At 63.5% G+C, this 24,638-nt stretch carries 20 protein-coding genes and 1 tRNA gene; 9 read left to right on the plus strand and 12 right to left on the minus strand.

Annotated elements, in window-relative coordinates:
* The first annotated feature begins 311 nt into the window (after nt 1-311).
* On the plus strand, nt 312-1,361 hold the full coding sequence (locus XW59_RS13850) for a low specificity L-threonine aldolase (protein ID WP_047145911.1): 1,050 nt from the start codon (nt 312-314) through the stop codon (nt 1,359-1,361).
* Nucleotides 1,362-1,473: 112 nt separating this feature from the next.
* Entirely contained in the window at nt 1,474-1,869 is a 396-nt protein-coding gene (locus XW59_RS13855; protein ID WP_170990154.1) for a nuclear transport factor 2 family protein, read from the plus strand.
* 56 nt (nt 1,870-1,925) lie between these two features.
* On the opposite strand, the gene XW59_RS13860 is transcribed toward XW59_RS13855, so the two are convergent.
* The gene (locus XW59_RS13860) at nt 1,926-2,390 is read right to left on the minus strand and encodes an Hsp20 family protein (RefSeq protein ID WP_047145912.1); all 465 of its coding nucleotides are present in this window, start codon (nt 2,388-2,390) and stop codon (nt 1,926-1,928) included.
* A gap of 425 nt (nt 2,391-2,815) precedes the next feature.
* On the opposite strand from XW59_RS13860, the gene XW59_RS13865 reads away from it, so the two are divergent.
* Entirely contained in the window at nt 2,816-3,760 is a 945-nt protein-coding gene (locus XW59_RS13865) for an alpha/beta hydrolase (RefSeq protein WP_047145913.1), read from the plus strand.
* Between the two features lie 21 nt (nt 3,761-3,781).
* Here the strand turns inward: XW59_RS13865 and hisN are convergent, their stop codons facing one another.
* Both hisN and XW59_RS13875 read right to left on the minus strand, forming a co-directional pair.
* A complete protein-coding gene (hisN, locus tag XW59_RS13870; RefSeq protein WP_137327025.1) occupies nt 3,782-4,555 on the minus strand; it encodes a histidinol-phosphatase in 774 nt (257 codons plus the stop codon).
* A 202-nt stretch (nt 4,556-4,757) separates the two neighbouring features.
* Nucleotides 4,758-5,648 (minus strand): N-formylglutamate amidohydrolase, encoded by an 891-nt coding sequence (locus tag XW59_RS13875; protein ID WP_047145915.1) that lies wholly within the window; start codon nt 5,646-5,648, stop codon nt 4,758-4,760.
* Nucleotides 5,649-5,870: 222 nt separating this feature from the next.
* Here XW59_RS13875 and XW59_RS13880 point away from each other — a divergent pair, with 222 nt between their 5' ends.
* The 3 genes from XW59_RS13880 to XW59_RS13890 all read left to right on the plus strand — a co-directional run bounded on the left by XW59_RS13880 (nt 5,871) and on the right by XW59_RS13890 (nt 7,362).
* Entirely contained in the window at nt 5,871-6,233 is a 363-nt protein-coding gene (locus XW59_RS13880) for a response regulator (RefSeq protein WP_047145917.1), read from the plus strand.
* A gap of 105 nt (nt 6,234-6,338) precedes the next feature.
* A tRNA-Val gene (locus XW59_RS13885) sits at nt 6,339-6,413 on the plus strand.
* A 154-nt stretch (nt 6,414-6,567) separates the two neighbouring features.
* Nucleotides 6,568-7,362, plus strand: a complete 795-nt coding sequence (locus XW59_RS13890; RefSeq protein ID WP_281406230.1) for a glycosyltransferase family 25 protein — start codon at nt 6,568-6,570, stop codon at nt 7,360-7,362.
* 50 nt (nt 7,363-7,412) lie between these two features.
* Here XW59_RS13890 and XW59_RS13895 read toward each other — a convergent pair whose 3' ends face one another.
* The 7 genes from XW59_RS13895 to XW59_RS13925 all read right to left on the minus strand — a co-directional run bounded on the left by XW59_RS13895 (nt 7,413) and on the right by XW59_RS13925 (nt 15,777).
* The gene (locus XW59_RS13895) at nt 7,413-8,474 is read right to left on the minus strand and encodes an ABC transporter ATP-binding protein (protein ID WP_047145919.1); all 1,062 of its coding nucleotides are present in this window, start codon (nt 8,472-8,474) and stop codon (nt 7,413-7,415) included.
* 3 nt (nt 8,475-8,477) lie between these two features.
* The gene (locus XW59_RS13900; RefSeq protein ID WP_047146058.1) at nt 8,478-9,260 is read right to left on the minus strand and encodes an ABC transporter permease; all 783 of its coding nucleotides are present in this window, start codon (nt 9,258-9,260) and stop codon (nt 8,478-8,480) included.
* 2 nt (nt 9,261-9,262) lie between these two features.
* Nucleotides 9,263-10,102, minus strand: coding sequence for an ABC transporter permease subunit (locus tag XW59_RS13905; protein WP_206077713.1), 840 nt, complete (start codon nt 10,100-10,102; stop codon nt 9,263-9,265).
* 137 nt (nt 10,103-10,239) lie between these two features.
* Nucleotides 10,240-11,346, minus strand: coding sequence for an ABC transporter substrate-binding protein (locus XW59_RS13910; protein ID WP_047145921.1), 1,107 nt, complete (start codon nt 11,344-11,346; stop codon nt 10,240-10,242).
* Nucleotides 11,347-11,561: 215 nt separating this feature from the next.
* Nucleotides 11,562-12,734 (minus strand): iron-containing alcohol dehydrogenase, encoded by a 1,173-nt coding sequence (locus XW59_RS13915; protein WP_047145922.1) that lies wholly within the window; start codon nt 12,732-12,734, stop codon nt 11,562-11,564.
* 265 nt (nt 12,735-12,999) lie between these two features.
* A complete protein-coding gene (locus XW59_RS13920; protein ID WP_047145923.1) occupies nt 13,000-14,385 on the minus strand; it encodes an aldehyde dehydrogenase family protein in 1,386 nt (461 codons plus the stop codon).
* 21 nt (nt 14,386-14,406) lie between these two features.
* Nucleotides 14,407-15,777 (minus strand): glutamine synthetase family protein, encoded by a 1,371-nt coding sequence (locus XW59_RS13925; protein WP_047146059.1) that lies wholly within the window; start codon nt 15,775-15,777, stop codon nt 14,407-14,409.
* A gap of 334 nt (nt 15,778-16,111) precedes the next feature.
* On the opposite strand from XW59_RS13925, the gene XW59_RS13930 reads away from it, so the two are divergent.
* The 3 genes from XW59_RS13930 (at nt 16,112) to XW59_RS13940 (ending at nt 21,441) form a co-directional block, all read left to right on the plus strand.
* Nucleotides 16,112-16,945 (plus strand): MurR/RpiR family transcriptional regulator, encoded by an 834-nt coding sequence (locus XW59_RS13930; RefSeq protein ID WP_047145924.1) that lies wholly within the window; start codon nt 16,112-16,114, stop codon nt 16,943-16,945.
* A 179-nt stretch (nt 16,946-17,124) separates the two neighbouring features.
* Entirely contained in the window at nt 17,125-18,249 is a 1,125-nt protein-coding gene (locus XW59_RS13935; RefSeq protein WP_047145925.1) for an efflux RND transporter periplasmic adaptor subunit, read from the plus strand.
* 63 nt (nt 18,250-18,312) lie between these two features.
* Nucleotides 18,313-21,441, plus strand: coding sequence for an efflux RND transporter permease subunit (locus XW59_RS13940; protein ID WP_047145926.1), 3,129 nt, complete (start codon nt 18,313-18,315; stop codon nt 21,439-21,441).
* A 76-nt stretch (nt 21,442-21,517) separates the two neighbouring features.
* Here the strand turns inward: XW59_RS13940 and XW59_RS13945 are convergent, their stop codons facing one another.
* Together XW59_RS13945 and XW59_RS13950 are read right to left on the minus strand one after the other, a co-directional pair.
* Nucleotides 21,518-22,699: an ABC transporter substrate-binding protein gene (locus XW59_RS13945; RefSeq protein ID WP_047145927.1), complete on the minus strand. Its 1,182-nt coding sequence runs from the start codon at nt 22,697-22,699 to the stop codon at nt 21,518-21,520.
* Nucleotides 22,700-22,737: 38 nt separating this feature from the next.
* Nucleotides 22,738-24,627 (minus strand): long-chain fatty acid--CoA ligase, encoded by a 1,890-nt coding sequence (locus tag XW59_RS13950; RefSeq protein WP_047145928.1) that lies wholly within the window; start codon nt 24,625-24,627, stop codon nt 22,738-22,740.
* Nucleotides 24,628-24,638 lie beyond the last annotated feature (11 nt).

The following is a 24,638-nucleotide window of genomic DNA, read 5'->3' on the forward strand; positions in this document are numbered from 1 at the left end:
GCCCGCGTCTAAGGCCGGATAGGCGGAATATCATACGCCAAATCCGGATGTCCACGCGCGCGTTAAATAAGACAGCAATGCTGTCCTAAATTTTGTATGCCAGAAAAGCCGAAATCGCACAAGACGGAAATGCAAAAAAATCAGGCGACGTGCGTAATTTTATTGCGCCCGATGCAGGCGAACTGAACTATTCGCCTCGTCGGCGCTCGTGCATGAACCTGCCGAACGGCGAAAACGCGCTGCCCTCTTGCCCTGACCCGCCAAGCTCGCCAGACTTGCAGGCCTCACCATCAGTTCCGGATATTCCTTCGATGCATTTTGCCTCCGACAACTGGGCCGGCGCCCACCCCGCGATCGCCGAAAGCCTTTCCCTCCATGCGAAGGGTTTCGCCGCCGCCTACGGCGCGAGCGATCTCGACAAGCAGGTGGAACGAAAATTCAGCGAGATTTTCGAGCGCGATGTCGCGGTCTTCTTCGTCAGCACCGGCACGGCCGCGAATTCGCTCGCCATGACGGCGGTCAACCGTGTCGGCGGCGTCTCGTTCTGCCATCGTGAGGCACACATGACCGCCGACGAATGCGGCGCGCCGGAATATTTCATGGGCGGTTCGCGGCTGCACGCCGTCGACGGAGTTCTCGGACGAATCGACCCCGGTAACCTCGAGGCGGCGATCGCGCATTTCCCGCCGGAGTTCGTCCATGCGGGGCGCCCGGCCGCCGTTTCCATCACACAGGCGACCGAGATCGGCACCATCTATTCGCTCGAGCAAATCCGCGCGATCTCCGACATCTGCCGCAAGCACGGCCTGCCCCTGCACATGGACGGCGCCCGCTTCGCCAATGCGCTGGTGTCGCTCGACGTCTCCCCGGCCGAGATGACCTGGAGGCAGGGCGTCGACATCGTCTCTTTCGGCGGCACCAAGAACGGCTGCTGGTGCGCGGAGGCCGTCGTCTTCCTCGACCCGGCCATGGCGGCTGACTTCGCCTTCGTCCGCAAGCGGGGAGCCCAGCTCTTTTCCAAGTCGCGCTTCGTCGCCGCGCAGTTCGATGCCTATTTCCGCGACGACCTCTGGCTTCGGATGGCGCGCCATTCGAACGCGATGACTGAACGGCTGGCCGGCCATATCGAAAGCGCGACAGGCGCGCGCCTCGGCTGGGAGCCGCAGGCGAACGAGCTTTTCCCGATCGTCGGCCGATCCAAGGTGGAAGAGCTGAAATCCGCCGGCGCCGTTTTCTACCCGTGGCATCCGCCGCATGGCTTCGCGGGCGGCATCGACGAGGCTGAAACCATGTGCCGGCTGGTGACCAGCTTCGCCACGACCCAGGACGAAGTGGACCGCTTCGGCGAGTTGCTCGGCTGACGAAAGCGCAAGGCTGCTGACAGGACTGTCAGCAGCCCGTCCGGAACGAATTGAACATCGACCTCTTTCGCGAATTGGTACTTCGTCCGAATGCCATATGAGGAAAGAAACGATGTCCGGATTCAGCGAGTTCATGAAGATCCGCGAGGCGGCCGCAGAAGCGTTTACCCGCGGCAAGACCGGCGAGGTCGTCGCACTCAGCACCTCCCAGGAGCCGGCCAGCTTCTTCGGCCCGGACGGCAATATCCTGCGCGGAGCGGCAGGCGTCAGGAGCGCCTATGACGAAGGCGGCTCGCAATTCGGCGCGGGCGGCGACAGCCGGTTCGAGATCGTCCACGCCGCGGAAGGCGGCGACATCGCCTATTGGGCGGGCGTGCAGGAGGCGGTCGTGGAAATCGGCGGCCGCAGGGTTGCGATGTCGCTCCGCGTCACCGAGCTTTTCCGCCGCGAAAACGGTGAATGGAAGCTCGTCCACCGGCATGCCGATGCCTTGCGGACGGACGAATAGAAAAAGCAGGAGCGGCGCCGGGGCGCCGCTCCGTGTCCCGTAAGGGGATATTCCGATTATTTGGAAGCCTGGGCTTCGATCTGCTTCGCCTTGACCGGCGCAGCGGTGATCGCGATCTTGCGAGGCTTCATCTCTTCGGGAATGTTCCGCTTCAGATCGATGTGAAGCAGGCCGTTCTTGAGCTGGGCCCCGGTTACTTCGACATGGTCGGCAAGCTGGAAGCGGCGCTCGAAAGTGCGCGCTGCGATGCCGCGGTAGAGAAGCTCGGAACCCTCGTTCTGCTCGTCGGTCTTTTCACCCTTGATCGTCAGCACGTTGCGGTGCGCTTCGATCGAAATTTCGGTGTCCGAGAAGCCCGCGACGGCCATCGAGATGCGATAGGCATCCTCGCCGGTACGCTCGATGTTGTAGGGCGGATAGCTCTGGCCGCTATCGGGCTGGGCAAGCGAATCCAGCATGGTGAAAAGCCTGTCGAAGCCGACTGTGGAACGATAGAGCGGCGAAAAATCAACGTGACGCATTTGTATGTTCTCCTGTTGAGCAACAAGTTTCGCGTTTGACCGTCACTCGGAAAACCGCATCGGCTTTTCCCGACGGCCAGCGGTCCCATTCCATGGCGACCGCGAAACTGATCTGGGAATTGGCGGCGGCGATTTCAAGATTTCGCGCGGCTGCTTTTATGAACGCCAGATGAACCGCGCCTTCGGATCACGTTCAGGCGACAACGAATACCTTCATGCCCAACGAAGCGAACAGACGGCGGAAAGATTGCCGTCAACGATGCCGAGCCGGGTGTATCGTCCCTTCCTCCCGGATCGTCAGAAGGCCGGAAGCAGCCGAAAAGCCGCTTCCGGCCTTCAAATCTTCAACCTTCCTGCTATCGATAGGCACGTGCTTCGCCTTTTCATCAGCGTGGCTCACCCACTCGCTTCATCATCAGGGATCCATGTCGGCACAACTCTTCGAAACACCCGGCAACCCTATACCCGAGGGCGCCCGTGTCGACATGCTGGCGATGAGCGACGGCAAGCGGCTGCGCTACGCCCGCTTTCCCGCACTCGCACAGCCGCTGAAGGGAACGGTGGTCATCATCCACGGCCGCAACGAGTACATCGAGAAATATTTCGAGACGATCGGCGACCTCGCGCGCCGCGGTTTCGAGGTCGCGGCTTTCGACCTTCGCGGCCAGGGCGGCTCGGATCGCCTGCTGCGCGATCCCTGGCGCGGCCATGCGACGAGCTTCACCCATCACGTGTCGGACCTGGAACGGTTTCTTGCCGAGATCGTGCTGCCCGACTGCCGCGGCCCCTACTATGTTCTGGCGCATTCGACCGGCGCGCTGGTCGCGCTGATGGCCATGCCGATGCTGGTCAACCAGGTCCAGCGCATGGTGCTGAACACACCGCTCCTGTCATTTGCGAGACAGGGGCTTTCGATGAACACGGCGCGTCGCGTATCGGGCGCCATGTCCTTCATCGGGCTTGGCCGATCCTATATGGGGCGCGGTGCGCCTGGGAAACTGGCGCCTTTCGCGACGAACAAAGTCACCGGCGACGAGGCGCGATACGAACGCAATTGCGAAATCTACAGGCAGCATCCGGAACTCGGCGTCGGCGGCCCGACCGCGGCCTGGGTCCATGCCGTCTGCAAGGCGATCGACCAAGTCAAGGAGCCCGACTTCGTCGGCGGGATCAGGCTTCCCACGCTCTTCATCGCAGCCGGGGCGGACACGGTCGTCTCGACCCAGGAAATCGAAGCATACTCGCGACGCGTGCGCTCGGGCGCGCTGCTGACGATCGACGGCGCCCGCCACGAAATCCTGCAAGAGAGAGACCTCTATCGCGAGCAGTTCCTCGCCGCCTTCGACGCTTTCATCCCGGGAAGCGAATAGGCACTTCCGCGTCGGCTCGGCTCAGCCGTTCAGGATTTCGAGCGCGGCTGCGTGGAGTTCCGGAGTCGCCGCCGCCACGATGTCGCCGGCGCTCTCGGCCGGACCGCCGTCCCAGGTGGTTATCTTGCCGCCCGCCCGCTCGATGATAGGTACCAGCGCGACGATGTCGTAGGGCTGCAGGCCCGTTTCCACCACAAGGTCGATCTGCCCCGCCGCGACCATCGCATAGGCGTAGCAATCCGTGCCGTAACGCGCCAGCCGGGCGGCCGCCTCGAGCCGGTCGTAGCAGGCCCTCTTCCCGTCGCGGAACAGGGCCGGCGTGGTCGTGCAGATCGTCGCCTCGGCGACGTCGCGCGTGGGGCGTGTCCGCAGCCGCCGCGGACCTCCCGGCCCCTCGTAATGCGCGCCCTCGCCGTCGGCCCAGAAAAGCTCTCCCGTGAAGGGTTGCGACATCATGCCGGCCACGGCGTCGCCGCCATCGGTGAGGCCGACCAGCGTTCCCCACAGCGGCAGGCCCGAAATGAAGGCGCGCGTGCCGTCGATCGGGTCGATCACCCAGACATGCCGTTTGTCGGCATTCTCGGCGCCGAACTCCTCGCCCAATATGCCGTGATCGGGAAATTCCGCGGTGATCAGCGCGCGGATCGCGCGCTCGGCCTCGCGATCGGCTTCGGTAACCGGATCGAACCCGCCTTCCAGCTTGTTGGTGACAGCGCCCGCCTGCCGAAATCGCGGCAGCGTCTGCTCGGCCGCCGCCGCCGCCAGGCGCCGCATGAACTCGACCGAAACGGTCATCTTAACCTCCGAACCCAAGGGGACGTCTCGCCGATCTCTCTAACCTACAGAAAAGATTTGGAAAGCCTTGACTTTTGTGCAACGCAACATAAACTCTGAATCGGACAGGGTTTCCTGTCTATGCCCTCCTTGGGCGTTTCCTCCCTAGACTTCGACCGCGTCGTGCGAACGATGCGGTCTTTTTTTGAAATCGCGGGAGCGCCTATTCCGCGGCGAGCGGCATGCCGTGGAAGCTGTAGTCGGGCAGCGCCATGATGTCGGCGGTGAACCGGGCGAGGTCGGTCGCAAGCGCCCCGAAGCCACTGGTCTTCTCGAACGTCTTCTCGTTCATGTAGAGGCCGCGATTCACCTCGATCTGCAGCGCGTGGAGCCCCTTGGCCGGGCGGCCGTAATGCTCGGTGATGAAGCCGCCCGCGTAGGGCTTGTTGTGCGCCACCGTGTAGCCCATCGCGGTGAGCAACCCGATCGCCGCGTCCGAAAGCGCCGACGAGCAGGCGACGCCGAACCTGTCGCCGATGATGAAGTCCGGCCTGATGCCGCTGTCGCCGAGCCGCACGCTCGCCGGCATGGAATGGCAGTCGATGAGCACCGCATAGCCGAAAGCCGCATGCGTCTCGGCCAGCAGGTGCTTCAGGCATTCGTGATAGGGCTTGTAGACCACTTCGACCCGGCACATCGCCTCGCTGAGGCTCAGCTTGCCGGAATAGATCTCCTGGCCTTCGCCGACGAGGCGCGGCACCGTGCCGAGCCCGCCGGCAACGCGGGCGGAACGTGTGTTCGCGTAAGGCGGAACCGGCTCCGCGAACATGCGGGGATCGAGTTCCCACGGCTCCCGGTTCACGTCGAGATAGGCGCGCGGAAAATTCGCCGCGAGCATGGGCGCCCCCAGCGCCACGGCGCCCGCGAACAATTCGTCGACGTAGCAATCCTCCGACCGGCGGATGCCGTTCGCGTCGAGGCGCGTCATGGCCAGGAAGCGCTCGGGATAGAACCTGCCGCTGTGCGGGGAATTGAAAACGAAGGGCACGCGCTGCTCGGCGGCGCATCGGGTGGCGAATGGCGGCGTTGCCGCGAAATCGGAGGCTGCCGTCATTGATGCATGAAAACCCGTACTTCGTTGTCCTGACCCTGGAAAACTGCCATCTGGCGTGGCCCATGTCCAGAGCGCCGAGCAGTCAAATACTTGTGCTGGAGCCGCTGTCGCCCGACTTTCCACGGGTCCGCATTCACTTGATGTTTACCATCGGCTTCTCATATAGCGGGATGGTTAACGGGGCCCGGTCGCGGGCCTCATGATTTGATTCGGACGGAGCCGATGGCAAGAATTCTGCTGGCTGAAGACGACGAGGACATGCGCCGGTTCCTGGTCAAGGCGCTGGAGCGGGCCGGTTATGACGTAAGCGATTTCGACAATGGCGCGAGTGCCTATGAGCGCCTGCGCGAGGAGCCCTTCTCGCTGCTTCTCACCGACATCGTCATGCCGGAGATGGACGGCATCGAGCTGGCGCGCCGTGCGACCGAGATCGATCCCGACCTGAAGGTGATGTTCATCACCGGCTTCGCCGCCGTCGCGCTGAACCCGGATTCCAAGGCTCCCAAGGACGCAAAGGTGCTTTCCAAGCCGTTCCACCTGCGCGAGCTGGTGAGCGAGGTGGAGAAGCTGCTGCACGCGGCCTGAGAGGTTTTCCGCCTTTCTTCCCCACGGTTGTTTCATACGAGGGAAAACAGGCGGATTTCGCTATTGACGCCGGCGCATGTTCTGTGGTGTATGCGCGGCGCGGATGGGCGTGTAGCTCAGCGGGAGAGCACTACGTTGACATCGTAGGGGTCACAGGTTCAATCCCTGTCACGCCCACCATCCGAACTCCCTGGAATTTCAAGGCGTTAGACCACGCCGGACAAGCGGCTATTTCGACCGACATACACGGTTCGGGCGCATACGCACTCCGCCGAACGGAGCATTGAATTGCACGCTCCACCATGGCGCAAGCTTCGACGTGTATCTCGCGTCCATGCGTACCTTGCTCATAAATCTGGATGCATCTATCGAACGCTTGCGCCGTATGGAGGAAGCCCTCGGCGCGGCCGGCATCACCTTCGAAAGGGTTTCCGCCGTCGATGCGCGGCAATGGCCGCGCGAGGACATGGATGTATGGATCGGCGCGAACTGCCCGCGGTATCCGATGGGCGGCGAACTCGGTTGCTATCTCAGCCACCGAAGATGCTGGGAGTTCATCGCAGAGGGGGAGGACGAATTCGCGCTCGTTCTCGAGGACGATGTCGTTCTCAGTGCGTTGGCCGGCGCCGTGCTAAGGGACCCTCGCCTGCTGATCCCTGGCGCCGACCTTATCCGCCTCGAATCCTGGTCCATGAAGGTCTGGGTCGACCGTCGGGACGGCATCAAACTGGCGAGCGGCCACGAAGTCAAACGCTTGCGTTCGGGCATAATCGGCGCGGCTGCCTATGTGCTTTCCCGGAGAGGCGCCCAAAAGCTGCTCGAACTGTCTCCGAGATATTCGCATCCCGTCGATCTTCTGATCTATTTCGAGCTGGTCGAGCGCTGCAACATGTGGACGCTGGTTCCCAGCGTTTTCACCCAGCTTCGACATATCGACGACGCGATATCGGCAGGCCCTTTCGTAAGCACCATCAGCCCGACCTTTCACAAGGAACGCAAATCCTTGAAGCAAAGGGTCGCAAGCGAGTGCCGCAACCTCTATCGCCGGCTGGTGAGAACGGCGATGGGGCAGCAGCGGGCGCGGGGCGACGCTGAGATTTTCGTCGAAGCAAATCGCGAAACCGCGTAGTCGTGCGGACGGAATGCAGGCCGCACCGTTGTCGCTCTCGCAGGATACCCTCACGCGTCGAGGATGAGCACGTCCTCCGGCGCGAAATTGACCGCTGCCGTCTCGCCAACGACGGGCGGCGGCGTCGAGGGCGTGTTGAACGTGTCGAGCGAAATGCGGTCGCCGCCGACGTCGACGTTCACGCGGATCACCGAGCCGAGGAAGCTCACGTCGCGGACCTTGCCCTCGAGCCGCGCGGAACGGCCGTCGGCCGCCGCGAGCGAGACCGCTTCGGGCCGCAGCGCAACCGAGATCGGGTCGCCCGCCTTGCGCTCGGGCAATTGCCGGCCGAGGTCGATCTTCGCTCGGCCGATCTCGACCATGCCGTGCGTCGGGTCGGCGACGACGGCGCGCAACAGGTTCAACGTGCCGACGAAGGAGGCGACGAAGCGCGTCGCCGGCCGGTTGTAGATGTCGAACGGCGCTCCGATCTGCTCGGCCCTCCCCTCGTTCATCACCACGATGCGGTCCGACATGGAGAGCGCTTCCTCCTGGTCGTGCGTTACATAGATGGTGGTGATGCCGAGCTTGTTCTGGATGGCGCGGATCTCCTCGCGCAGCGAGACGCGGATCTTCGCATCGAGCGCGGAAAGCGGCTCGTCGAGAAGCAGCACCTTCGGCTTGATCGCCAGCGCGCGCGCCAGAGCGACACGCTGCTGCTGGCCGCCGGAAAGCTGGAACGGATAGCGCGAGCCGAGGTGGTCGAGCTTGATGAGGCCGAGCATCTCCTTGACCGTGGCGTCGATCTCCGCTTTCGGGCGGCCCGCCACCTTCAGCCCGAACGCCACGTTCTGGTCCACCGTCATGTTGGGAAACAGCGCATAGGCCTGGAACACCATGCCGATGTTGCGCTGGTTCGGCTTCAGGTCGACCACGTCCCTGCCGTCGATGCGGATCATGCCGGACGACGGCGCCTCGAAGCCGGCGATCATGCGCAGCGTCGTCGTCTTGCCGCAGCCGCTCGGGCCGAGGAACGAGATGAACTCGCCGCGTTCGACCGAAAGGTTGAAGTTCTTCACCACGCGAAGCCCGGCGAAGTCCTTCTGCAAATCGTTGATTTCGAGATAGGCCATGGCTCAGCGCTTTGCGAAGGTGTGTTTCTGGAAACGTGTGACGAGCTGGATCAGACCCATGCAGACCCAGGTGATGGAGAACGCGATGACCGCGAGCGCCGCCGGCTCGTATGCGCGGTTGGCGCCGACGAGCTGCAGGTATGGCCCGAAGGCCGGCCGGTTGAGGAGAGCGGCAAGCACGAATTCGCCGATGACGATCGCGAAGGTCAGGAACGCGCCGGACAGGACCGCGACCAGCACGTTGGGCAGGATTACGCGCGTCATGATCGTCAGCCAGCCGGCGCCGAGGCTCTCGGCCGCCTCCGTCAGCGTGCGCACGTCGATCGCCCTGAGGCCGGTATCGACCGCGCGATACATGTAGGGCAGCGCCAGCACGACGTAACCGAACATCAGGAGAAGGTTGGTGCCCCAGGCCGAGCCGGTGAGCGGCAGGAACGACGAGGTGTTGTAGAGCCGGATATAGCCGAACACGATGACGATCGGCGGAATGACCAGCGGCAGCAGCGTGATGAACTCGATGATCGGCCGCCAGCGGCGAAGCTTGAGCTGCACCCAGTAGGCGGTCGGCACCACGAGCAGCACGCCGACGATGATCGTGGCGACCGCCATTGCCACGGAATAGCTGAAGGTCGCCTGGAAGCGCGGATCGCCCAGCACGACGCGGTATGCGTCGAGGCTGTATTCGCCGCGGCGCATGCGCAGCGAGAATTCCAGCGTGCCGATCAGCGGCAGCGCGAAATAGAGAATGCCGAAGAAGAGCGCGAGCCAGGACCAGAAACGGTTGATCTTCATTTGATCCACCGTTCGCTGCGGGTACGCATCCAGATATAGAGGCCGTTGGCGATGCCGGTCACCACGATCATGCCGAAGGCGAGCGCGTAGCCGAGATGCGGATCCTGCAGCACGTCGCCGCGTATCTGCGCGAAGAGCAGGATCGGAACGATCGACAGCGAGCTGCCGGTGAGCGCATAGGCGGTGGCCACCGCGCCGAAGGAATTGGCGAAGAGCAGCGCCAGCGTGCCGAGCAGCGTCGGCCACAGGATGGGCAGTGCCACCATGCGCCAATATTGGAAACTCGAGGCGCCGAGGATCGACGCCGCCTCGCGCCATTCCCGCTTCAGCCCGTCGAGCGCCGGGGTGACGATCAGGATCATCAGCGGGATCTGGAAGAAGAGATAGGTGATCGTCAGACCCCAGAACGAAAGCAGGTTGAAGCCCATCGCATAGATGTTGACGCCGAACCATTCGCGCAGCAGCACGGTAACGAGCCCGAGCCGCCCGAGCGTCGCCAGGAAGGCGAAGGCAAGCGGCACGCCGGCAAAGTTCGAGGCGACGCCGGAAAAGGTCAGAAGCGGCGCGCGTATCCAGGCGGGCAGCCCGCCAAGAACCACCGACGCCGCTATCAGGAAGCCGATCAGGCAGCCGAGAAAGGCCGAGGCGAGACTGATGCGGATCGATATCCAGTAGGCCGACAGGATCGACGGCTGAAACAGGTTGAAGATGTTCTGAAGCGTGAACTCGCCGGTGCGCGTCTGAAACGCGCCGATGACGATGTTGAGCGTGGGCAGCAGCAGGAAAAGCAGGGCGAAGAGCATGAACGGCAGGATGCCGAGCCATGCGAACGTCATCCGCTGCCGGCCTGACGCGCCGAGCGCCGTTGCCGCCGTGGTAGTGTCCGCCATCGCGGCCCGTACCCCTCAGTGTCGTTTTCGTTGTTATTGGGAAGCGCCCGCCGCACGGACGGGCGCTTCCGCTTCGCGCGTCTTTACTGGACGTTCGCGCCGACGACGCTGTCCCATTTCGACGTGATCACGCCCTTGGCCGATTCCTGCTGTTCGAGCGTCGGGAAAACCGCCTTCTCATAGGATTCGGCGGGCGGCAGCTTGTCGAGCAGATCCTGCGGCACCTTGCCGTTCTTCACCAGATCGTTGAAGCGGATCGGATGACAGTAGCCCTTGAGCCAGCCGAGCTGACCCTCGTCGGAGTAGAGGTACTCCATCCACAGCTTGGCCGCGTTCGGATGCGGCGCATGGGCGCTGATCGCCTGGACATAGACGCCGGCGACCACGCCGCTCTTCGGCACCACCACCTCGACCGGCGGATTGCCGGCCAGCGTGTCGCGGCCGGTGAGCGCATTGTAGTCCCAGTTGATGACGATCGGCGTCGCTCCCTGCGCGAGCGTGCCCGTCTTGCCGATCACCGGCACGAAATTGCCCGCCTTGTTCATCTCAGCGAAATAGTTGAGCCCGGCGTCGGCGGCGGCCTCGCCCGCGGCGGCACCGGTCGAGAGACCCGCGGCCTGCACCGCCAGGATCGCCTGGTTCGAAGCACGCGGATCGCCAGCCAGCGCGACGCTGTTGGCGTATTCCGGCTTCAGCAGGTCGGCCCAGTCCTGCGGCACGTTCTCGACGAGGTCGGTGTTCACCGCGAACGAAAGGACGCCGTAGTAGTCGCCATACCAGTGACCTTCCGCATCCTTGGCATCGTCCGGGATCGTGTCCCAGGTCGAGACCTTGTAGGGCTGGGTAAGGCCTTCATCCTTGGCCGCCGGACCGAACGCGAAGCCGACGTCGATGACGTCGGGAGCCTGCGGGCCCTTGTTGTCCTTGTTGGCCTTGATCGCCTCCAGCTCGTCCTGCGAACCGGCATCCGGGTTGAGCTCGTTGACGGTGATTTCGGGATATTTCGCCTTGAAGCCGGCGATGACATCGCCGTAGCCGCACCAGTCGTGCGGCAACGCGATCGTCGTGAGCATGCCTTCGGCCTTCGCCGCCGCTTCCAGTTCCGCGATGTCCTGCGCGGACGAGAGGGCCGTCGAAACCATCAGCGCTGCTGCCGTGATCGACAGCGCGGTTCCGGTGCGTTTGAGCATTTTGTCTCTCCGTTTAACTGACGCCAAATGACGCCTGCGATGCGGTTAGCGATGTCATGTGACAGGTAGATGAATACTCGACCCGCAACGCCCGCGGCCCGAAAAGTTAACTACGTTTGTCTGACTTCGGCAATCTGCCCAAGTTGTTTTCCGGCTAATAATTTAGGCGCATCTCCTTTCTTCTTCACCCTTGCAAGACAAGGCCCGAAACCCCGTCAGGAAGTGCCTTCCAGCGCCTGGTCCAGCAAAGCGAGCGCCGCCTTCTTGGTCAGTTTCACCGGATTGCCGCCGGCCGTCGGATCGACGATCGCCATCTCGGCGATCAGCGTCTTCCGTTTCTTGTCCATTTCCAGCCCCTTGATCAGGCCGGGAAGCGTGTTCGGCACCTTCAGCTCCTTCCTGAGCTTCAGGATCGCCTTCATGAAACCGTCGAAGCCGCCCTTGATGCCGCAATAGGCGGCAAGCCGCGCGATCCGCTCCTCGACCGCCTCGCGATTGAACGCCAGCACATAGGGCATGAAGACGGCATTGGTCATGCCGTGATGCGTGTCGTAGAGCGAGCCGATCGGGTGCGACAGCGAGTGGATGGCGCCGAGGCCCTTCTGGAAGGCGGTGGCGCCCATCGCGGCAGCCGACATCATGTTCGCCCGCGCCGTCAGATCCTTTCCATCGGCGTAGGCTTTCGGCAGGTTCTCGAAGACGAGCCGGATGCCTTCCACGGAGATGCCGTCGGCCATCGGATGGTAGCCCGGCGCGCAATAGGCTTCCAGGCAATGCGCCAGCGCGTCCATGCCGGTGCCGGCGGTGATGAAGGGCGGCATGCCGACGGTCAGTTCCGGATCCGCGATCACGATCGCCGGCAGCATCCTAGGGTGGAAGATAACCTTCTTGGTGTGGCTCGCCTCATGGGTGATGACGCCCGCGCGTCCCACTTCCGAGCCGGTGCCGGCCGTGGTCGGCACGGCGACGATCGGCACGATGGCGTCGGCATTGGCTCGCGTCCACCAGTCGCCGACGTCCTCGAAATCCCACACCGGCCGCTTCTGCTGAGCCTGGAAAGCGATCAGCTTGCCGAGGTCGAGCGCCGAGCCGCCGCCGAAGGCGATGACGCCGTCATGCTTGCCCTTCCTGAAGACTTCTATGCCGGCGATGAGGTTCGTTTCCACCGGATTGGGCTGGACGTCGGAGAAGACGCCGTAGGCGATCTTCGCATCGTCGAGCAGCTTCAGCGTCTTCGCGGTGACCGGAAGCTTGGCGAGACCAGGATCGGTGACGAAGAGCGGCTTCTTGATGCCGGTGGCGGCAAGCGTGTCCGGCAGTTCCGAGATGCGGCCCGCGCCGAAGCGGACTGTGGTGGGATAGTTCCATTTGGAGATGAGTTTGGACATGGGAGAGTCTTTCGAAAGCGAGAACTTGTTGTAGCAAGACGGAAAACAACAGCGTCATCCCGGAAACCGGAGCGAAGCGGAGATTATCCGGGATCTATCGAGCAGCGCGGCCGGCTCGCGGATACATGCGACGCTTCTGACACACGCAATGTTGAGGACCGGGCCACGCTTGTCGATTTTCGGACCAATGGGTCCCTGATAACCTTCGCTTCGCTTCGGTTTCCGGGATGACGGCCCTCAACAACATAGCGGCTCATCTCGACCTCTAAATCTGCTCGCGCAGATGGTAGCTCTTCGGCCGCGTAAGGTTGTCGTAGCCGATCTGCGACAGGCCGGCGCCCTTGCCGGTGTCCTTGACGCCGGTCCACACCAGCGCCGGGTCGAGATAGTCGCAGCGGTTCATGAAAACGGTGCCGGTCTCGACGCGGTCGCCGATCGCGACCGCATGCTCGATGTCGCTGGTCCAGACCGACGCCGTCAGCCCGTAGGGGCTGTCGTTCATCAGCGCGATCGCCTCCTCGTCGTTGCGCACCTTCATTATGCCGACGATCGGACCGAAACTCTCCTCGCGCATGACGCTCATCTGATGATCGACGTCGGTCAGCACCTCGGGCGCGAGATAGGGCGAGCCGGCCTTGTCCTGGTCGACCTTCATGTTGACATGCGCGGTCGCGCCCTTGCGCAGCGCCTCGGCCTTCTGCTCGCGGACGAGGTCGGCGAAGCGCGCCTGCGCCATCGGCCCCATCGTCGTCGCCTGATCGAGCGGATTGCCGACGACATAGTTCTTGGTCTCGGCGATGAAGCCCTCGACGAACTCGTCATAGACCTTCTCATGGACATAGACCCGCTCGATGCCACAGCAGCATTGACCGGAATTATAGAAGGCGCCGTCGACGAGATTCGCCACCGCATGGTCGAGCTTGGCGTCCGGCAGCACATAGGCCGGATCCTTGCCGCCGAGCTCCAGGCCGAGCGTCATGAACGTGCCGGCGGCCGCCTTTTCGATCGCGCGCCCGCCGGCGACCGACCCGGTGAAGTTCACATGGTCGATCTTGCCCGAGCCGAGCAGCTTCTCGGTCTGGGCGTGGTTCAGCACGATGTTCTGGAACACGCCCTTCGGCAGGCCCGCCTTGTCGAAGGCCTGTTGGAAACGTTCGCCGACGAGCAGCGTCTGCGCGGCATGCTTGAGGATCACGGTCGAACCCGCCATCAGCGCCGGAACGATGGTGTTGACCGCGGTGAGGTAAGGATAGTTCCATGGCGCGATCACCAGAACCACACCCAGCGGCTCCTTCTTCACATAGCGGCGGAAACCGTCTTTCGGGTTCGACGCCATCACCGGCTTCAGCGCGGCTTCAGCGATCTCGACCATGTAGCTGGTACGTTCCTTGACGCCGCCGAACTCGCCGCCGTAGCGCACCGGGCGGCCCATCTGCCAGGCGATCTCGGGCACGATCTCGTCGCTCATCGCAACCAGCGCCTCCAGCATCGCCAGCATGCAGCGGCCGCGCTCGGCGATCGAGGTCTTCGCCCATTCCACCTGAGCGGCCCTGGCGCGCTCGACCGCCGCGTTCACGGCCTGGTCCGTCGCGATCGGCCGTTCGGCATAGATCGAGCCGTCGACGGGAGATTTGAGTTTCACGGTTTCCATCTGGAATCTCCGGTGGTGTTTCTAATAGCGCTCGAACCCCCTGTGCAGCTCCCAGTCGGTCACGCGGCGGTCATATTCGAGCTGCTCCCAGCGCGCGGTATGGACATAGTGCTCGATCACGTCCTCGCCGAGCGCCTGCTTCAACATCTTGGACTTCGCCATCGTCTCCGTCGCCTCGCGTAGCGTCTTCGGGATTTCCGGCAGGCGGCTGGCCTGGTAGGCGTCGCCGACGAAGGGCTTCTGCAGTTCGAGCTTCTCGTCGATGCCGGCAAGCCCTGCCGCGATCAGCGCCGCGAAGGCGAGATAGGGATTGAGATCCGCGCCTCCGATACGGCACTCCATGCGGATGCCCTTGGTGCCCTCGCCGCAGAGCCGGAAACCGGCGGTGCGGTTGTCCTCGCTCCACATGATCTTGGTCGGCGCGAAGGTGCCCGCCTGGAAGCGCTTGTAGGAATTGATGTAGGGCGCCAGGAACCAGGTGAATTCCTTGGCATATTTGAGCTGGCCGGCCGCCCATTGCCGACCGAGCTCGCTCAGCGTCCACTCGGACTTCTTGTCGTAGAAGAGCGGCGTCTTGCCGTCGGCGCTCCACAGCGAATTGTGGATGTGGCTGGAATTGCCGGCGAGACCGTAATTGTACTTCGCCATGAACGAGATCGCCTTGCCCATCTGGTCGGCGATCTCCTTCGCGCCGTTCTTCAGGACGACGTGGCGGTCGGCCATGTCGAGCACCTCGGCGTAGCGCACGTTGATCTCTTCCTGACCCGGCCCCCACTCGCCCTTCGAGTTCTCGATCGGAATGCCGGCCGCCTCCATCTCGTTTCGCAGGCGGCGCATCACGCCTTCTTCCTTGGTCGTGATGCCGATCAGGTAATCGCCGATATAGGGAGATGCCGTCTCGAGATTCTGCCAATGCTTGGCCCGGGCGGAATCGTAGCTTTCGCTGAAGAGGTAGAACTCCAGCTCCGACGCGAAATAGGCGAGGTAGCCGCGCTCCTTCAGCCGCGCCACCTGACGTTTGAGGATGCCGCGCGGCGAGTGCGGCAGGTCGGAATGGTCATGATGGTCGAGCACGTCGCACAATACGAGCGCGGTCTTTTCGAGCCAGGGCACGAAACGGATCGTGGAAAGATCCGGCTTCATGACGAAATCGCCATAGCCCTTCGACCAGCTCGCCGCCTTGTAGCCGGGCACCGGCTCCATATCGATGTCGTTGGCCAGCAGGTAGTTGCAGCCATGCGTCTCTTCATAGGCGGATTCCACGAAATATTTCGCCAGGAACCTCTTTCCGATCAGCCGGCCCTGCATATCGACGGCGCATGCGAGCACCGTATCGATATCGCCGGCCGAAACCGCTTTCTTCAACTGATCGAAGGTTGGAACTCCCGCCATCATATGCTCCGCGCTGGAATGTGCCGTTTCGTGAAGATCGCCGCAGAATTCAGGATGATGACGGAGGTCCCGCCGGTCCCGTGAAAAGCCGCGCGTCGCGACGCCCGATCGCGCGCGGCATCACCTGCCCGCGAGCGGCCGAAACATCTTGGTCCGGACGGATTTCCATCATCCCCCATTCCCCTGCAGCGCGTAATGAATGTTACGTATTTACTGTTATTGCGCTTCGATGGATGATTTCATACACAATGATGCAGTTTGTCAAACCGGTTTCCGCACGGCGAAGTAGGAAATTTCGCCGCCGGAAACAGCAAGGGGAGCAAGGATCCTGCCAATGGGAGCGAGCGTCGCCGAACGGATAGCCGAGCGGCTGGAGGCGATGCCGGCGGGCGAGCGCCGCGCCGCTCAGGTGCTGGTCGCCAACTATCCGCTCCTGGGGCTGAAGACGGTGGCCGAGTTCTCGCTTCAGGCCGGCGTCAGCTCGCCGACCATACTGCGTTTCGTCTCCCGGCTCGGCTTTCAGAACTATCCCGAGTTCCAGTCCGCGCTCCAGGAGGAGCTGGCCGCTCAGTTGCAGTCGCCGCTTTCGCGCGCCACCGATGCCGCCGGCGAGCGGCAGGACGACGGCACGCCGATGGTGGCGACGACGATCGACAATATTCGCGAGACCTTCCGCCATCTGCCGCAGAGCCAGTTGCAGGCGGTGTTGACGAGCCTTTGCAATCCCAAGGTCCGCGTCTTTCTCCTCGGCGGCCGCTTCAGCGACCCGATCGCCGCCTATCTGGCCGCGCATCTCACCGTCATTCGCTCCAACGTCGTCCATCTCGCGGGCCAGGAAAGCAACTGGCGCGACCGGCTGATCGATATGGGGAAACAGGACATCGTGCTTCTTTTCGACATTCGGCGCTACCAGGAAAGTCTCATGCGCTTCGCCGAGAAGGCGCATGGACGCGGCGCTCAGATAATCCTGTTCACCGATCAATGGCTGTCGCCCATCGCCCGCTTTTCCCAGCACGTGATCGCCGGCCGCACGGCCGTCCCTTCCACCTGGGATTCTTCCGCCGCGCTCTTCGTGGTCGCCGAGACGCTCGTGGCCGAGACGACCCGCAGGCTGGGCGAGGATGCCGCGCGGCGCATCCGCGAGATGGAGCTGCTGCGCCAGGCCTGATGGCGCCGTAGTCAAATTACCGATATTTAATGATAAAGCTGGTGCAAGGACGCTGCAGAATTGGCATAAAGCTTGCCACGCAATGCCGCGCTGCGAGGCGCAGCACGCAAATTGCATGAGAATTGAGGTCCGGCTTTGCCGGGAACGGTGATTTTCTCGCCGCAAAACCGGGGTGCTTGATGTCCTTCTGGAAGCAGTTGCTGATGTGCGCGGTGGCGCTGGTGGTCGCAGCCGGCGTTTGGATGCGTTTCTTCTCAGGTTCTCCCGAAGACGGCCCCGCCGCCGATGGCGGCATGCGCGGTCCGGCTGGGGGCGCGGCGTCCGGCGTCGTCGTCACCGCCCCGGTCGAGACGGCGACCATCAACGACCGGCTTACGGCGATAGGCTCCGGCCGCGCGCTGAGATCGGTCTCGGTGACCCCGTTCACCGCAGGCCGGCTGACGGAAATCCTCGTCGAGTCGGGCTCCCGCGTCGAGGCCGGCAGCGTCATAGCGCGGATCGATTCCGATACCGAGGAAATCGCGCTCGACCGCGCCAACTTCGCGCTGGAGGACGCCACGGCGCGCCTCGCGCGGATCAGGGCGCTGCGCACCTCGAACACGGCGACGCAGGTGCAGCTCACCGAGACCGAGCTTGAGCTCAGCAATGCCCGCCTCGGGCTTCGCGAGGCGCAGCTGGCGTTGGAGCGCCGCTCCGTAACGGCGCCGATCTCCGGAATCGTCGGCATATTGCCGGTGTCCGCCGGCAATTACGTCACCTCGCAGACCGAGGTCGCCACCATCGACGACCGTTCCGAGATCGTCATCGAATTCTGGATACCCGAGCGCTTTGCCGGCATGGTCGACATCGGCCAGGCGGTTTCCGCGACGTCCGTTGCGCGTCCGACCGAACAGTTCAGCGGCGAGATCAGCGCCATGGACAACCGCATCGATCCCCAGAGCCGGACGCTGCGCGTCCAGGCCCGTATTTTGAACGCCGACGACGCGCTGCGGGCCGGCATGTCGTTTCAGGTGACGATGCGATTCCCGGGCGACACCTACCCGTCGATCGACCCGCTGGCGATCCAGTGGGGTACCGACGGCGCCTTCGTCTGGGTGGTGGATGCCGGCCGCGCCAAGCGCGTACCGGTCCAGATCATCCAGCGCAACACCAACAATGTGCTGGTTTCCGGCGATCTCGGCCTCGATGCCACCGTCGTCACCGAGGGCATCCACAACGTCCGCGACGGCGTCGAGGTGCGCATCGCCAACCAGCAGCTCGACCCCGCATCCGAATTGCAGCAGACCCAGCGCACTGGCTCGTGAGTTTCGGCCCCCGGGGCGGCGTGAAGACGTGCGGCGTGAAGACGTGAAGGACAGAGGCAGGCTGTGAGCGAGAACGTCCCATCATCGACAGAAAACGGCATCACGGCGCTTTTCGTGCGTCGGCCGGTGCTGGCCTTCGTCATCAACACGCTCATCGCGGTTGCCGGCCTCGCCGCCTTCTTCGGCATCGAAATCCGCGAACTGCCCGATGTCGATCGCCCGGTGATCACGGTGACGACGACATTTACCGGCGCATCCGCGGAATCGATAGATCGGGAACTCACCGCCATCGTCGAAAGCGCGGTCGCGCGCGTTTCGGGCGTGAAGTCGATCTCGTCGAGCTCGTCCTTCGGGCGCAGCCAGGTCACCGTGGAGTTCGACGACGGCGTCGACCTCGACACGGCGGCTTCCGACATGCGCGACGCGGTCGCCCGCGTGCAGAACCAGCTTCCCGACGACGCCGACCCGCCCCGCATCGTCAAGGCCGACGCGAACGCGCAAGCCATCGTACGCCTGGCGATCACCTCCGACACCATGTCCGTGCACGACATGACGGTTCTGGTGGAGGACCAGATCGTCGACAGCTTCGCCTCCATTCCCGGCGTCGCCGACGTGCAGCTTTTCGGCGACCGCGACAAGATCTTCCGCATCGACATCAACCAGTCCATGCTCGCGAGCCTGGGCCTCACCGTCGCCGACGTGCGTAGCGCGCTCGACTCGATGGCCTTCGACACACCCGCCGGCTCACTGACCAGCAACACCCAGGATCTCATCGTCCGTGCCACCGCGCCCGTGGTCACGCCGGAGGATTTCGAGGCCATACTGATCAACAGCACGACGCGGCTGGGCGATGTCGCCAGGGTGACGCTGGGCGGGGACATCGGCGAATCCCAGCTTCGCGCCAACGGCAAGATCGGCATCGGCATGGGCATCGTGCGCCAGGCCAATTCCAACACGCTGGAGATTTCCGAAGGCGTCAAGGAGGCGGTCGAACGGGTCAGGCCGACGCTTCCCGAGGGCATGGACATATTCGTCACCAGCGACGACGCCGTCTTCATCCAGGGCGCCATCCACGAGGTCGAGATCGCGCTCGGCCTCGCGGTCACCGTCGTGCTTCTGATCATCTATCTGTTCCTGTGGGATTTCCGGGCGACCCTGATCCCCGGCCTCGCGATCCCCGTCGCTCTCATCGGCAGCATGGCGGCGATCTATCTCGCCGGCTTCTCGATCAACATCCTGACCTTGCTGGCGCTGGTTCTGGCCACGGGCCTCGTCGTCGACGACGCGATCGTGGTGCTGGAAAACATCGTGCGCAGGCGCAACCAGGGGATGGGGCCGCGCGCGGCCGCGGTTCTCGGAACCAAGGAGGTGTTCTTCGCCGTCGTGGCGACGACCGCCACGCTGATCGCCGTGTTCGTGCCGCTCTCCTTCCTGCCGGGCCAGACCGGCCGCCTCTTCCGCGAGTTCGGCTTCGTGCTCGCGATCGCGGTGTTCCTGTCCTCGATCGTCGCGCTTTCGCTCTGTCCGATGCTGGCCTCGCGCATGCTCAAGGGTGGGCACAATCTCGAGGAGACGCCGGGCGTCGCCGGCCGCGTCGGAGGATATCTCGGAGCCTTCTACCGCCGCACGCTGCATGCCTGTCTCGGCGCGCCCTTCGTCGTCGTGGTGGTCGCGGCACTTTTCGCCGCGCTGGCAGCGGTTTTGTTCCCGACGATACGATCCGAGCTGACGCCGTCGGAGGACCGTTCCTCCGCCTTCATCCGCATATCGGCCCCGCAAGGCGTGAGTCTCGACTATCTGGCGCAACAGATGAACCAGATAGAACGCTTGATCCAGCCGTTGCGGGATTCCGGCGAGATCGCCAGCACCTTCTCGATCGCCGGCCAGGGCAATTCCCAGAACAGCGGTTTCATGGTGATGTCGCTCGCACCGTGGGATCAGCGCAGCCGCACGCAGCAGGAAATCCTCAACGACATCATCTCGCGCGTCCAGGACGTGCCGGGCGTGCGCGCCTTCGCCTTCCAGCCCAACAGCCTTGGCATCCGCGGCGCCGGCAGCGGCCTGCAATTCGCCATCGTGGGCAACAGCTACGCGCAGCTCAACACGGCAGCGCAGGCGATCGTCGGCGAAATGGAGACGGATCCGCGCTTCCGCCAGGCGCGTCTTTCGACCGAACTGACCCAGCCGCAGCTTTCCGTCGAGATCAACCGCGACCGGGCATCCGACCTCGGCATCCCGATCACCGGCCTTTCGGACACGATCCAGGCGATGCTCGACGGGCGCGAAATCGGCTCGGTCTTCATCGACGACCGCTCCTACGACGTGAAGCTCGTCTCCACCACCAATCCGATCAACGACCCGACGGACCTCGAAAGCATCTACCTCAAGACGCAGGACGGTCGCTTCGTGCCGATGTCGACGATCGCAACGATCCGCGAAAACGCCGTCGCGCCTTCGCTCGCCCGCGAGGAGCAGATGCGCTCGGTCGCCATCACCTCGGCCCTGGCGGACGATTTCGCGCTCGGTTCGGCGCTGGAGCGCGCCCAGGAGATCGCCGGGCCTCTTCTTCCGCCGGGCAGCCGCATCGTGCCTCTGGCGGAGGCCGCGACGCTGGGCGAGACCTCCGGCGGCATGGCCATCATCTTCGGCTTCGCGGTGGTGATCATCCTGCTCGTGCTCGCGGCGCAGTTCGAGAGCTTCGTCAGCGCCTTCATCATCATGTCGACCGTGCCGCTCGGTCTCGCCTGCGCGGTCTTCGCGCTGCTTCTCACCGGCACGAGCCTCAACGTCTACAGCCAGATCGGCCTCGTCCTGCTCGTCGGCATCATGGCGAAGAACGGCATCCTCATCGTCGAGTTCGCCAACCAGCTCCGCGACCGCGGCCTCGGCGTGCGCGAGGCGATCGAGGAGGCATCCAACATACGCCTGCGGCCGGTGATGATGACCATGATCTGTACCGTCGTAGGTGGCGTGCCGTTGGTGCTCGCCAGCGGCGCAGGTGCCGAGGCGCGCATCGCGCTCGGCTGGGTCATCGTCGGCGGCCTCGGCCTATCCACCATCTCCACGCTCTATCTCACGCCCGTCGCCTATCTGCTGATCGGCAGGTTCGTGACGCCGACCGTCGAGGAGGAGAAGCGGCTTCACCGGGAACTCGAGGAAGCGATGTCGCCCAAGCTCGAGCCCGGCGAGTAGATTCGCATCGAACGTGCAATGAAAAGCGCCGCGCGAGACCTCTCGCGCGGCGCTTTCCTCTTTCTGGATGAGGCTTCTACTGCGACTTGGTCGGGTCGACGCGGCCGACCTCGACCCACTTGCCGCCCTCGATCTTCGAGATGATGATGAGGTCGCCACCCTGATGATCGTCGGGGCCGTATTTAACCGGAACGTTGCCCGCGATCACGTCCTCGTATTCGAGGCTTTCCATCGCTGTCCGGAAGCTCTCGGCCGTGAGCTCGGGACCGGCAGCCTCGAGCGCCTTGACCAGCGTGTCGGCCGCGCCATGGCCGAGAAGCGCTGCCGTGTCGGCGGGCGTGCCGGCGGCGGCGGCATATGCTTCCGCCCACGCCTTCACTTCCGGATTGTCCATGCGCGCCTCGTGATCCGACCAGCCGGCGGCTGCGTAATACCCTTCGGTCACGCCCTCCGGCACCTTGGCGACGGCCGTGTTGAAGCCCGCCGACGAGCCGATGAAGGCGACATCCGTCCAGCCGAGTTTCTTCGCCGTCCCGTAGGCGACGATGGTCTGGCGAACGCCGAGGCCGGTCGCCACGATATCGCAGCCGGCGTCGCGCAGCTTCTGGATCGAGCCGACGAAATCCTGCTCGTCCGGCTTGTGGGTCGTTTCGGAGACATAGTTGATGCCCTGTGCCTGCGCCTCGTCCCGCGCCGCCTCGAAAACCTCGAGGCCGAAATCCGACGGGATGTACATGGCGCAGATTTCCTTGGCGTCGTTCTGCTCCTTCAGCATCCGCACGCCGGCACGCACCTGGTCGTAATAGGACGAGAAGCCGGTGTATTTGTAGCTGATGTCGCCCTCGAGCATCTGCCGTGCGGCCGTCAGCGGCGCGATGTTGGCCACCTGCTTCGGCTCCATGATCTGGAAGCCGGCGATGTTGTGAGGCGTCCCGAGGTTGAGGATCATCGCGAAGACCTGATCCGAATTCACCAGCTTGTTGAAGTTCTGCACGGCCTTCGGCACCTGGTAGCCGTGGTCCTCCACCACGAAGCGGATCTTGCGGCCATGGATGCCGCCATCCGCGTTGACCTTCTCGAATATCTGCTGAGCGGCCTTGATGGCGCCGACGTTGAACGCGGCGAAGATGCCGGAGAGGTCGCCATTCGAGCCGATGACGATCTCGGTGTCGGAGACGCCCTGCGTGGCGAAGGCGGTGGAGGTCATGCCCGCGGCAAGCCCCAACGCCACTATCGATTTTGCTAGCATGCTTTTCATTTCACTCCTCCTGGTTGCCTCACTCGCCCCATGACCGTCTAACCGTACATTTCGTCGATCAGCTTCTTGTGTTTTTGTTCAACGAAGCTGCGTTTCAACTTCATCGTGGCCGTGAGTTCTTCATCTTCCTCCGTCAGAAGCACATCGATCAAGCGGAAATCCTTTATCTGCTCGACGCGGGCGAACTCCCGGTTCGTGTCCTCGACGACGCTGCCGATCAGGTCGCGAACCTCCTGCGCGGCGCAGAGCGATTTGAAATTGTTGAACGGGACCTTCCCGTCCTGCGCGAACTTCTCGACGTTCTCCTGGTCGATCATGACAAGGCAGGTCAGGAACTTGCGCTTGTCGCCGATGACCACCGCGTCGGAGATGTAGGGCGAGAACTTCAGGCGGTTCTCTATCTCGGCCGGCGTGATGTTCTTGCCGCCGGCGGTGATGATGATGTCCTTCACCCGGCCGGTGATGAACAGGAAGCCTTCATTGTCGAGCCGGCCCACGTCGCCGGTCCTGAGCCAGCCGTCCTCGGTGAAGGTCTCGGCGGTCTTCTCCGGCTTGCGCCAGTAGCCCTTGAAGACGTTCGGCCCCCTGTACTGGATTTCCCCATCGGGAGCGATACGCGCCTCGCTGCCGGGGACAACGGGGCCGATGCTGCCTATCTTGCTGCGATCTAGCAGATTGACCGAGATGACGCCGGAACTCTCCGTCATGCCGTAGCCTTCGAGCACGGTGATGCCGATCGCCGCATACCACTTCAAGAGGTCGGGTGAGATGGGCGCGGCGCCCGTCGTTCCGCGCCGAAGCCGGTCGAAGCCGAGCATGCGGCGCAGGTTGGAAAGCACCATGAAATCCCAGAAGGCGTAGGCGAGCCGCGTCGTCAGGGGAACGGGATCGCCGTTCTCGATCGCCTCCGCGCGCGCCATCCCCGTCTTTACCGCCTGGCGGTAGGCCCATTTGCCGAGAGGCGTCGCCTCGTTCGCCAGGATGGTGACGCGGCTGTAGATTTTCTCCCAGACGCGCGGCACACCGGTGAAAGCATGCGGGCTCACCTCGCGCACGTTGTCGAAGACCGTCTCCGGGCTTTCGGCGAAGTTGACGGTCGATTTCAGGCCGATGGGGGTGAACACCGAAATCAGGCGCTCCAGGATGTGGCAGAGCGGCAGGAAGCAGACCTGCTCGTCCGTCTCCTCCACCGGCAAGGTCAGCACCGAGCCGATCACCGAGGCGATGATGTTCTCATGCGTGATCATCGCGCCCTTCGGCGGCCCGGTCGTGCCCGACGTGTAGACCAGGATCGCCGTGTCGCCCGGCTGCGACTTCGCGATCTCCTCGTCGAAGCGATCGGGATTGTCCTTCAGGAATTCACGGCCGAGCCGGTAAAGGTCGTCGAGGAAGATAACCTTCTCGTCGGAGAAGTCGTGCAGTCCGTCGCGATCGAACACGACGACCTTGAGAAGCCCCGGCATCCGGTCCCTGACAGAAAGGTACTTGTCGAGCTGCTCGTCATTCTCGACGAAGAGGAAGCGGCTGTCGGAATCGTTGATCAGATAGCTGAGCTGGCTCGCCGAATCGGTGGTGTAGACGCCCGACGATATGCCGCCCACCGACTGGATGCCGAGATCGCAATAGATCCACTCCTTCTTGTCTTCCGAGAGGATCGAGACGACTTCGCCGCGCTTCAGTCCGAGCGAGAGGAGCCCGAGACCGATCAGCCGTGCATGGTCGTGGAAGTCGCTCCACGAATAGGACAGCCAGATGCCGTAATCCTTCTCGCGATGCGCGATCTTGGGGCCGAGTTCCATGCAGCGCTGGCGGAAAAGCTTCACGAGCGTGTCGCAGCCATCGAAATAGAACGGCCCTTTCGCCAGGTCCTGATTGAAGCTGAACCCCTTCACGGTCTGCTGCGGCGGCAGTTTTTCGACGAGAGTCATGTCGGTTTCCT

This window comes from Aquamicrobium sp. LC103 (assembly GCF_001014615.2).
GTDB lineage: Bacteria > Pseudomonadota > Alphaproteobacteria > Rhizobiales > Rhizobiaceae > LBCQ02.